The following is a 12,061-nucleotide window of genomic DNA, read 5'->3' on the forward strand; positions in this document are numbered from 1 at the left end:
AAATATGAAGATTATAATTGTAGATGATGATAAAATAATATCAGCTTCACTAAAAATAATTATAGAATCTACAAAGGAAATAGAAGTTTTAGCCATGGGGCATAATGCCGAAGAGGCTATATCATTATATAAAACTCATAAACCTGATGTAATCCTTATGGATATAAGGATGGGAGAGAAAACTGGTATTGATGCTGCTAAAGATATTATAAGTGAGTATCCTGAAGCAAAGGTGTTGTTTCTTACCACTTTTTCTGACCATGAGTATATTATTGCAGCATTAAAAACAGGGGCTAAGGGGTATATCCTGAAGCAACATTATGAAAGTATAGTACCAGCCTTGAAGGCTGTGGATATGGGACAAAATGTTTTTGGGGATGAAATCGTATCCAAGCTCCCAGAGATGCTTAATAGTAAGAGCAATTATAAAGATTATATGGAAAAGTACCAATTAAGTGAAAAAGAAATAGAAATTATAGAACTGATTTCCAAAGGCTTATCCAACAAAGAAATAAGCGGCCAGATATTTTTGAGTGAAGGCACTATTAGAAATTATATAAGTAATATTTTGGAGAAACTATCTTTAAGAGATAGGACCCAATTGGCTATTTTTTATTTTAATCATTTAAAATGATAATGTAGTATAATAAAGGTATAGCCTTTCGATTTCATAGCAAAAACTGGTGCATATACTATGAAATAAAGGAATAAAGAAAAGATTGTTTATTAAAGGAATGGAGTATATATATGGATAAAAGTATGACAGTTGAGTGTTTAGGTGGTGCTTTAGAAATAGGAGGAAGTTCAATTTTGCTTGAACTTCATAATAAAAAAATCTTATTGGATGCCATGCTCATTTAAATCATATTGGGTCATTGCCTATAATAAACATATTTTAAAAGAATTTAAAGAACAAACTGGCCTAGAACCAGTTTTAAAATAGTAAAAGGGGTTGTTTATATGGAAAATAAAATGCTAAAACCCAAGGAAATATTTGATTTTACCAAAAATATTGGTATAGAAAAGGGAGCAAAAAAATTTAAAGAAAATGTAACACTTAGTATTCTAGCAGGTATGTTTATAGCCCTAGGGGGATTTGCCGCTGGTGTGGCATCTCACAGTATTGGAAATTATGGAGTTGCAAAATTAGTATCGGGAGTTGTTTTCCCCGTTGGACTAATTATGGTGCTTATATGTGGTGGTGAGCTGTTCACAGGCAATTCTCTTATGTCCATTGCTTGGCTTGAGAAAGAAATAAGTATAAAAGAGTTATTGAAAAATTGGATTATTGTTTACTTAGGAAACTTCATAGGATCATTTTTTATTTCTTTGCTTCTATTGTATGGTGGTGCCTTAGACATTAATAAGGGTGCTTTTGCAATTTCTGTTTTGAAAACAGCAGCGAATAAAGTAAACATATCCTTTGGGCAAGGTGTTGCCAGTGGTATTTTGTGCAATATTCTTGTTTGCGGTGCTGTGTGGGGTTCTTATGCTGCAAAAGATATTATAGGGAAAATAGGTATGACTGTCATGCCCATTATGGCTTTTGTTATCGGAGGTTTTGAACACTGTGTTGCCAACATGTACTATTTGTCCTTTGCTTTTATGGCAAAAGGCCATATGACATTGGCTCAAACTGCTTCATTGCCCCTTGATAAGTTAAATAATATAAACGCTTTTGGTATATTAGGGAATTTGGTGCCAGTAACCTTAGGCAATATAATCGGCGGTGCAGTGGTGGTAGCAGGTTTATATTGGCTTGCCTATAATAAGAGATCTAATAAGTAAAAAGTGTAGAAAACGAAGGAGGATGTTAAAGTGAATTTAAAAAATAAAATTAGCTCAATGGCAGGGAAAACTTTGATTGGGATTGTGTTGGTAAACATATTAGTTTTAGCGGTGTTGTTTGTAATCAATATGTTCTTTTTATTTATTCCCATAAACGTGAAATTTTTATTTAGGTTTTTGATTATTTGGTCAGTTATTAATGGGACATTTTTAATTATATATAGCATAAAAAGCAACAAAAAGATGTTGCGTATAGGGGTCATCAGTACTCTTATTGCCATTGTTGTTTTGGCTGTTATTTCAACTAGTAAAATTTTCAATTATGAAAGGTATAGAAATCTTGCAGGAGAAATTAAAACATACGAGTTTAAAGATGATATCAAGGCTGTAGATTTAGATAAACTACCTATAAATAATAGCGTTTTAGCCAAAAATATTGCGGACAAAAAGCTAGGTGAAATACCTTCTTTGGGGTCACAGGTTGACATTGGAGAGTTTACCATACAAAAGGTAAAGGACGAACTATTTTACGTAGCACCGCTAGAGCATGAAGGGTTTTTTAAGTGGTTCAGCAATAAAAAAGGAACCCCTGGTTATGTAATGGTAAATGCTACAAAGCAAAATGATGTTAGGCTTATTACAGAACTTAATGGAGAAAAGATTAATTTAAAATATCTAAAGAGTGCATACTTTTTCTCTAATTTAAAGAGACATGCTTACTTGAATAAACTTACAAAGGGATTAAAGGATTTTTCTTTTGAATTGGATGATAACCTTAGGCCTTATTGGGCTATTTCCATGTATGATCTTGATGTTGGTCTTTCAGGGGAAAAGGTGGTTGGAACTTTACTTATTGACGCTCAGACTGGCGAGTCTAAGGTTTACTCTGTGGAAGACACTCCAGAATGGGTAGATAGGATTCAGACTAAAGATATAGCAGAAACGAATTTGAAAAATTGGGGAGAACTAGTTCATGGTGTATTCAATTTTAGCAATAAAGATAAATTAACTTTGACTGAAGGAATAAAGGTTATTTATAATGGAGACGATTGCTATTATTACACAGGAATTACTTCTGTTGGTGCTGATGAGAGTCTTGTTGGGTTCTTCCTTACCAACTCTAGAACTGGAGTTACAAATATGTATAAGGTATCTGGAGCCATAGAAACTGCAGCAGTTAAATCCGCAGAAGGTAAGGTTCAGCAATATGGATATACAGGTACTTTCCCTATTTTGACCAATATAAATTCTCAACCTACCTACTTTACAACCTTATTGGACAATAAGGGTTTGATAAAAAACTATGCCTTTGTAAATGTGAAAAACTATAATTCTGTAGGTGTTGGTGAGACCATTAGGGAAGCCTATGATGATTATTTGGAAGAAATATCTCGAGATAATTCCATAACCATTGATGAAAAGGGTGAATTAAAATCCTTAGAAGGTGTGGTAGAGAGAATAGGTCAGGCAACTATAAAAAACATACAGTACACTATTATGAAATTAAATGATAACAAACAGATATTTACAATACCTGTAGAGATAAATAAAGAACTCACTGTCACTAAAGAAGGGGATATAGTAAAAATACAGTATGTTGAAAGTGGAAATGGAAACATTACTGTGAAGTCCATAGAAAATGCAACATTAAATAAGTAGCTAGTTAATAATAGTTTAATCCTTGTTGACAAACAAAAAAATGTGCTCTATAATCAAAGATATTAGTTATAAGTAAAAGCATTGATTAGGAAGAGTAACTATTTTGTAAGTCAAAAGAGAGCGGGGAGTGGTGAGAACCCGTGGCAGAGAAATAGTGAAAATCACCTATGAGCTTAAGGCTGAATTTTTATAGTAGGTTGTTACGTATTCCTGCGTTAAAGGATAGGGTATTATTATGTACCTAAACTTATATTATTACCATAGGTGGTATAGCGGAGACATTACACTTCGTCCTATTAAGGGCGAAGTTTTTTTATTTGTAACTAAACATGAAAAGTGAAAGTATAAATTAAAAATATGTTAGAAGAGAGGATGATGATTATGTACAAAAAAATCGATAATTCACAGAGCTTTGTGGATAGAGAAAAAGAAGTAGCAAAATTATGGAATGATAATGATATTATTCAGAAAAACTTTGATATGAACAAAGAAGGAGAATATTTTACCTTTTATGATGGACCTCCAACTGCCAATGGAAAGCCACATGTAGGACACGTATTAACTCGTGTAATGAAGGATATAATTCCAAGATACAAGGTCATGAAGGGATACAAAGTCTTAAGAAAAGCAGGGTGGGATACTCACGGTCTTCCAGTGGAACTTGAGATTGAAAAGAAACTGGGTATATCTGGAAAAGAACAGATAGAAGCGTACGGTGTAGAAAAATTTATTAAGGAATGTAAGGAAAGCGTATTCAAGTATACAAGTCTTTGGAAAGATATGTCCGAAAAACTTGGCTTCTGGGTTGATATGGATAATCCATACGTTACTTACCATGATAACTATATAGAATCTGTATGGTGGGCTCTAAAGCAGATGTGGGATAAGGAATTGCTTTATCAAGGACACAAGGTTATGCCATACTGCCCAAGATGTGGTACTGCTTTATCTTCTCACGAAGTAGCTCAAGGATATAAGGATGTAAAAGAAGCTACAGCTGTAGTAAAGTTCAAAGTTAAGGGTGAAGAAAACAAGTATTTTCTTGCATGGACCACAACTCCATGGACCTTGCCAAGTAATATGGCACTTACTGTAAATAAAAAATATGATTACGTGGAAGCAGAACAAAAGGGTGAAATATATATATTGGCAAGGGATTTGGCCAAAAATATTTTAGGTGAAGAATACACAGTAGTAAGGGAGTTTAAGGGCGAAGAACTTCTTGGTATGGAATACGAGCAGATGTTTAAGTTCGAAACTCCAAAGGAAAAAGCTTTTTTTGTTATTCATGGAGATTTTGTTACTCTAACTGATGGTACTGGAATAGTTCATACTGCACCAGCTTATGGTGAAGATGACAATCGTGTATGCAAACAGAACAATGTACCTTCTATAAATCTTGTGGATAAGAGTGGTTGCTTTGTTGAGTCTGTAGAGCCATGGAAGGGAATGTTCGTAAAGAAAGCTGATGAAAAGATCATAGAGTACATGGAAGAGAAGGGTATCTTATATAAATCTGAAAAGCATACTCACTCTTACCCTCATTGCTGGAGATGTGATACTCCACTACTATACTATCCAAAGGACAGTTGGTTTGTAAGAACAACAAAGGTTAAAGATAGACTCATAGAAAACAATAATAGCATAAACTGGTTGCCAGACAATATTAGAACAGGAAGAATGGGCAAATTCCTTGAAAATAACATTGATTGGGGCATAAGCAGAGATAGATACTGGGGTACTCCGCTTCCAATATGGCAGTGTGAATGTGGTCATCAAGAGTGTATTGGCAGTAGAAAAGAGCTTATGGAAAAAGGTGTGGATGTAAATGAGAATATGGAATTACATAAGCCATATATTGATGAAGTAAAGTTAAATTGTCCACACTGTGGAAAACTTATGACAAGAACTAAGGAAGTAATTGACTGTTGGTTTGACTCAGGTTCTATGCCATTTGCACAGCATCACTATCCATTTGAGAATAAAGAAATATTTGAGGAGAACTTCCCAGCACAGTTTATATCAGAGGCTGTGGATCAGACAAGAGGTTGGTTCTACACATTACAGGCTATATCTACCACATTGTTTGATAAAGCTCCGTTTGAAAACTGCATAGTTCTAGGACACGTTCTTGATAAAAAGGGCATAAAGATGTCAAAGCACAAGGGCAATGTAGTAGACCCATTTGATGTACTTGAACACGAGGGTGCAGATGCTGCAAGATGGCATTTCTACACTGCTAGTGCACCATGGTTACCTACAAGATTCTCAGAGGATGATGTGGCAGAGACTGGAAGGAGATTCCTTGGCACTCTTTGGAATGTTTACTCTTTCTATGTTTTGTATGCTGATATCGATAAATTTAATCCATATAATTATAAGGATTTTGTATCAGAAAATGTTATGGATAAGTGGATAATTTCAAAATTGTATTCTCTAAATAAATCCATAGATGGTCATTTAAACAATTATGAGATAACTCAGGCAGCTGTGGAAATAGAAGAATTTGTGGATGAATTATCAAATTGGTATGTAAGAAGAAACAGGGCTAGGTTCTGGCAGGATACTTTAACAGAGGATAAAATTGGTGCTTATGTAACCCTTCACAAAGTGTTAGTTGAACTTTGTAAGATTGCGGCTCCATTTGTTCCATTTATAACAGAGGAAATATATCAAAACTTAGTAGTAAATCTAGATAAGTCAGCAGAGGAGAGTATACATCTTTGCAACTGGCCACAGTGTAAAGAGGAATTCATAAACAAATCTCTTGAAAAGGAAATGGATTTAGCTTATAAAGTTGTAAAGCTTGGTAGGGCAGCTAGAAACAGCGCAAATATCAAAAACAGGCAGCCACTTTCGAAAATGCTTTTATCTACTAATGTTATACCGGAATACTATGGGGACATCATAAAGGATGAACTTAACATTAAGGAAATTCAATTTGGAGCAGACGTTTCAAAATATGTAAGTTTTGAGATAAAGCCTAATCTACCAGTGCTTGGAAAGACTTATGGAAAACTTATACCAGAAATAAGAAAAGCTATATCTGCTGAAAATCAGATGAACCTTGCATCAAAAATAAGTTCCGGTGAAAGTGTTGTGGTAAATGCAGCAGGTCAGGATATTGAGCTTAATTCAGAAAATCTCCTTGTAAACATGAAAGGTCTTGATGGTTATGCTTTTTCTGGTGAAGGGGATATAGGTGTTCTTTTAGACACTAATATAACTGAAGAGTTAAGAGAAGAAGGCCATTTAAGAGAAATTTTAAGTAAAGTTCAGAATATGAGAAAAGAAAGTGGATTCCAAGTAGATGACAGAATAAATATGTATGTTTCGGGAAATAATATGCTAGAAGACATTATACGAAAATACGAGGATACCATAAAAAAAGAAACTCTTACAGTGAATATTCTATTTGATGAAGAAAGCGACTATAAAGAAATTAAAATTAACGGAGAAACATTAAATTTAAATGTTGAAGTTGTAAAATAGAATGATATAATGTAAAATTATAGAGGCATATTTAAACGAATTTTATGGATAAATATGCCTCTGTTTTCATTATAAACAGAGAGATAAACGTGATTATACCGTGTAAGAAGGTGATTTTATGGGAAAAGCTATTCTTGTGGTTATAGATAGTCTTGGAATCGGTGCCATGGATGATGTTATGAATGAAAGGGAAGAGGATTTTGGAGCAAATACACTTCTAAGTGTGATTAAAAACAATAAAAATCTTAAAATTCCTGTTTTGGAACAGTTAGGACTTATAAATGCTCTAGGTTACAGTTTTAATGGCCATGAAAAATCTAAACATTGCAAGTATGCTAAGTGTCTTCTCCGGTACAAGGGGGCTGATTCCTTTTTAGGTCACAATGAAATTATGGGATTAAGTACGCAAGGGTTTGGCAGTTCACCATTTTCAGTTTTTATAGATGAAATAAGGAATAAATTGCTACAATGTGGGTATACATTAGAAGTAGTTAGAAAAGGTTCAGCATCATGCCTTGTGGTAGATGAAAACATACTTATAAGCGACAATTTAGAGGGAGATAAAGGCCAGCTGTATACGGTTATAGGAGCTAAAGGTTGCAATATGGATTCACTTAAGCAAATTGGGAAATTAGTCAGGGCATTGGTAGATACACCAAGAATATCACTTTGTAGTTGCCATGTTGAAATAAATGAACTAAAAAGGTGTATAAAGGTGGTAGATGGTGCGTATATAGGTATAAGGGCATCCACTTGTTCACTTTACAGTAGAAACTACAGTGGAACTTATCTTATAAAAAACTTGGATTTAGAAAAAACCTCCAATGACAAAGTAAGATCAATGTTGCAAGAATTACCTGAGAAAAACATCCCCATTGCGTTAGTTGGCAAAGTTTGTGACTTTGTAGATAACAAAAATGTATATAAGTACAATGAGAAAGAAACAGATGCAATAGAAAAAATTGCATTAAGTGAAATTGAAAGTTTTGGTGAAAAACTTATTTTTATAAATTTTCAGGAAACTGATATGGCAGGCCATTTGTGTGATGCCAATTTATACGGAAGTGCTTTGGAAAAAATCGATGTATCCATAGGAAAAATAATAGAGAAAATGAGTCAAGAAGATTTACTCATTGTAACAGCGGATCATGGAAACGACCCATGTATAGGACATAGTAGGCACACAAGAGAAGTGGTACCAGTGATGATACACAATAAGCAAGAAAAAGAGCAAGGACCAATATATCTTGGGTGCAAAAATGATTTAAGTTACATTAATGAGTTGATTATAGATTATTTTAATGACTATATATAGTCAAATTTTATTCGAGGTGATAATATGACATCAAATAAGGAAAATTGTATCTATTTAGTATGGCACAAGGACGACAGCTCAAAGATTAAGCTGGGCAAACTATGGAGTGAAGGAAAGAAATACTACTTTCAATACTTTGAGGAGGAGACGAAGAAAGCTGTTCTTGAAGGGTTTAAGCCTTTAGAAAACTTTCCGAGAATAGAAGTAGCTTATTTTAGAGAAGAAATGTTTACTACTTTTAAAGATTTAAAGAAAAACTCTGAAGAAGACGAATACGAAGCTTTAAATGGTGTTGAAGTAGACAAAAATCTTTACTTAGAAAAATAATTTTAAATGGGGGAGTCAAAAATGACAAAGTACACAAAGGGTATATTATTTATGCTAGCATCAGCATTCCTTTACGCTCTCATGAATGTGGTGATAAAGTTAGGAAATAATATACCTCTATTTCAACGGTTGTTCTTTACCAACTTAATCACATTTATCATTTCAGTTATATTAGTAAAGAAAAATAGGGCCAGCATATTTGGGCAGAAAAGCAATCAAAAGGCACTGTTTATAAGATCTTTGTTTGGGCTTATGGCCATGATTACGAACTTCTATGCAATCAGTAAACTTTCCATAGCGGATTCATCTATGTTGAACAAGCTGTCACCTTTTTTTGTTACGTTATTTGCCTACGTGATTTTAAAGGAAAAGATGAATAAGCTACAAATCCCATCGTTGATTGTAGTATTTATCGGAGCGCTGTTAGTTATAAAACCCAAATTTAGTATGACTATGATACCGGCAGCATCGGGTTTCATTTCTGCTATAGTTTCGGGAGCAGCATATACTGCTATAAGCTATATTGGGGATAAAGAAGATTCCTCCACCATTGTTGCGCATTTTTCTTTTGTGTCAATGATTGGCACAGGTATCCCCATGCTTTTTAACTTTGTAATGCCAGATTTTAATATGGTAATGGTGCTTGTGGGTATTGGATTGTGCTACGGTTTTGCTCAAATTACCATGACCTTAGCATACAAATATGCACCAGCAGGTGAAGTATCTATTTACAATTACTGCAATATAATATTTGCTGCCACACTAGGCTTTATTGTGTTTAAAGAAATACCCGATTTATACAGTTTAATAGGTGGCATAATAATTATAATAACAGCTATAACTTTATTCGCCTACAACAAAAGGGTGAATAAAACAGTGAAAAACTAGGAAACAAATATATATTTAAATTAAATTTTATTATATAAAAGCAAAAAATACCCTTTGTATTTTTTGCTTTTATATTTTCTAAAATAGAAAAAATTAATAAAATGTAAATAAAAAAACCTTAAATATGCAATAAATAACAAGAAAATTATTAAAACAAATAAAAAAAATGCGAATATCATAATAAATTTAAACTTTTTGCAACTAAACTCTTTATTATGTTAACAAAATAAGATATAATTAATTTATAAAATTTTTATTATATGATTAAATATAATAAAATATAATAATTGGGACTATTAAAACATATTGGAGGTAGGCACATGAAAAACAAAAAGTTACTTAGTGTAGTATTATCAGGGTCAATGTTATTAAGTTCACTAGCAACTTCCATGACTGCTTTTGCAGCAGAGGGTGCAGTATTTAACAATGCCCTTGAAAATGCAAAAAAAGCAGAGTTCAAGGGAACAAAGTTTACTGCAAAGCCATTAGTTATATTAATGGACTTTCAGGATTACAAACACCATGAACTTGACGCAAAGGAATCTTGGAGAATAAATTCTTTTAAGGGTTCTGAAACTACAAAGGAATTCTATCAGGATTTGTTTTTTGGAAAAGATTATTATGAAACAAGCGATGGAAAAAAACACATCACAGTTAGAAAATTCTTTGAAGAGGAATCAGGCGGAGTATACGACTTCGATGGTACTGTAGCTGGATGGTATATGGCAAAGGGAAATGCTGCTGATTACGGTTCAAATGATGCACCAGGGGATCAGAAAAGATGTAGAGACGGTCTTGTAAAAGAAGCAATTGCCGCTGCAGCTAAAGACCTAGACTTATCTCAATTTGATGTTGAGGACAAATGGGACTTAGATGGAGATGGGGATTACAATGAGCCAGACGGAATAATAGATAGTATCGTAGTTATACATCCGGGCCTAGGTGAAGAATGGGGCGGAGGTTCATTAGGCGACGATGCTATATGGCCATTCAGATGGGGATACAATATGTTCGGATATAAGAACGAAGTTGACACCATGACTGTAGAAGAGAAAAAAGCTGTTATAGATAAAAATCCTACAGTTACAGATAAAGCGGGAAATACTTTGTCATTGGAAGACTTCACTGTGTTTGAACAAGATTTACCAGTAGATTTATTCTGTCATGAATTTGGACATGTTCTAGGACTTCCAGATTTATATGACTCAAGAAGCTGGTCAGATGTTCCAGTTGAAAACTGGTCTATCATGGGCGGAAGCTATACTGGTGAACCAAGAGGTTCGCAGCCTGTAAGCTATGGAGCTTATTGCAGACAATTCCTTCAAAATGATTTCTTAAAGAGAAAGAGAACAGATTCTAACTGGCAGAAATCAACAAAGCTTGACTTGAATGATATAACTTCAGAAGGTTTGGATATCGTTCTTGACCAGGCAAGTTTAAAGGGAAGCAATAATGATACTGTAAGAATAGATCTTCCAGCAAAACACGATAAACTTGTGGCTAAGCCAGTACACGGAAGTAAATTCTTCTTTAGTGGATGCGCAGACAATCTAGAGAATTACATGACAACTAAAAATCCTATAGATTTAACTAATGCTGCAGCGCCAGAACTTAGCATAAATGCATGGTATGATTTAGATCCTGGCTTTGACTTTGCTTCAGTTCAGGTTAAAGAAGCCGGAACAGATAAATGGGTATGCCTTCAAGATAAAAATGGTCTTGCAACAGACAAAGTAGATTCATGGGTAAAGGACAATAATACTCCAGAACAAATTCTTCACAGAAATCCAGGTTGGGGATTCACAGATAGAATTGATAATTGGACAGATATAGCCTTTGATTTAAGTGCTTACAAGGGCAAGAAGATAGATTTAAGATTTAGATTGTCTACAGATGACAATGGACCTTACTCCGGATTCTTCTTTGACAATTTAAAAGTTAGTGATGGTGATAAGGAAATATTCTTTGATGGTGCTGAGGGCGAAGAGAACTTTAAATTTGAAGGTTTCTATATGTCTGATGGTACAACAAAGGAAGCTACAAACCACTACTACTTGTTAGAGTGGAGAAATAAGGACAATGGATTGGTTGACCAAGGTTTAGGAACTATAAATATAGGTAGACCAACTCTACAATACGATGCAGGTTTAGTTGTATGGTACATCAATGAAAAATATAACGACTTTACTCCAAACCAAGATGTAAAGGCTCATCCAGGTGAAGCCTATGCAACAGTGGTAGACGCTGATCAAAACCCTGTAATGTATCAGTATGTAGATGGCAGAAGTGGAGCAGATGGTATAAATTATCAAATGCATGATGCCGCATTTAGCTTAAGAAAAGGATCAGGGATAAATATCAAGGGTGGTTCAGGAACTAAAGCATATACTGTTACTGATAACAACTTATTTATGAATCCTTCTTTCAAAGATAGCAATGACTACACTGGAAACTATGGAAATGGTGTTAAAGGTATATACCTTAGAGAATATGGCTTAAATGTATTTGTTACAGAAGAGAGCAGCAATAGAAGTTCAGCGAAGATTCACATTGCAAAGGCTACTGAAAATGCTACAGTTGCAGTTCAAGCTC

8 protein-coding genes and 1 other annotated feature are annotated in these 12,061 nt (G+C 34.1%); all 8 genes read left to right on the forward strand.

Annotated features, from left to right (window positions below; all coding sequences use genetic code 11):
* Window positions 1–4 precede the first annotated feature (4 nt).
* Window positions 5–634, forward strand: coding sequence for a response regulator transcription factor (locus BUA73_RS12570; RefSeq protein ID WP_072904467.1), 630 nt, complete (start codon window positions 5–7; stop codon window positions 632–634).
* Window positions 635–960: 326 nt separating this feature from the next.
* Window positions 961–1,788, forward strand: a complete 828-nt coding sequence (locus tag BUA73_RS12575; RefSeq protein WP_072904468.1) for a formate/nitrite transporter family protein — start codon at window positions 961–963, stop codon at window positions 1,786–1,788.
* Between the two features lie 30 nt (window positions 1,789–1,818).
* On the forward strand, window positions 1,819–3,447 hold the full coding sequence (locus tag BUA73_RS12580) for a hypothetical protein (RefSeq protein WP_084672266.1): 1,629 nt from the start codon (window positions 1,819–1,821) through the stop codon (window positions 3,445–3,447).
* 72 nt (window positions 3,448–3,519) lie between these two features.
* Window positions 3,520–3,746: a binding site (T-box leader), on the forward strand.
* 82 nt (window positions 3,747–3,828) lie between these two features.
* The gene (ileS, locus tag BUA73_RS12585; RefSeq protein WP_072904469.1) at window positions 3,829–6,939 is read left to right on the forward strand and encodes an isoleucine--tRNA ligase; all 3,111 of its coding nucleotides are present in this window, start codon (window positions 3,829–3,831) and stop codon (window positions 6,937–6,939) included.
* 118 nt (window positions 6,940–7,057) lie between these two features.
* On the forward strand, window positions 7,058–8,254 hold the full coding sequence (locus tag BUA73_RS12590; RefSeq protein ID WP_072904470.1) for a phosphopentomutase: 1,197 nt from the start codon (window positions 7,058–7,060) through the stop codon (window positions 8,252–8,254).
* 24 nt (window positions 8,255–8,278) lie between these two features.
* Complete coding sequence (locus tag BUA73_RS12595; RefSeq protein WP_072904471.1) at window positions 8,279–8,581, forward strand: hypothetical protein; 303 nt, start codon at window positions 8,279–8,281, stop codon at window positions 8,579–8,581.
* 21 nt (window positions 8,582–8,602) lie between these two features.
* Window positions 8,603–9,469 carry a DMT family transporter gene (locus tag BUA73_RS12600; RefSeq protein WP_178139276.1) on the forward strand — a complete coding sequence of 289 codons (867 nt, stop codon included), beginning with the start codon at window positions 8,603–8,605 and terminating at the stop codon, window positions 9,467–9,469.
* A gap of 320 nt (window positions 9,470–9,789) precedes the next feature.
* Window positions 9,790–12,061, forward strand: a 2,272-nt coding sequence (locus BUA73_RS12605) for an immune inhibitor A domain-containing protein (RefSeq protein ID WP_072904473.1), incomplete at its 3' end; no start/stop codon positions are given.

Origin of the sequence: Hathewaya proteolytica DSM 3090 (assembly GCF_900142225.1) — a bacterium.
Lineage (GTDB): Bacteria > Bacillota > Clostridia > Clostridiales > Clostridiaceae > Hathewaya > Hathewaya proteolytica.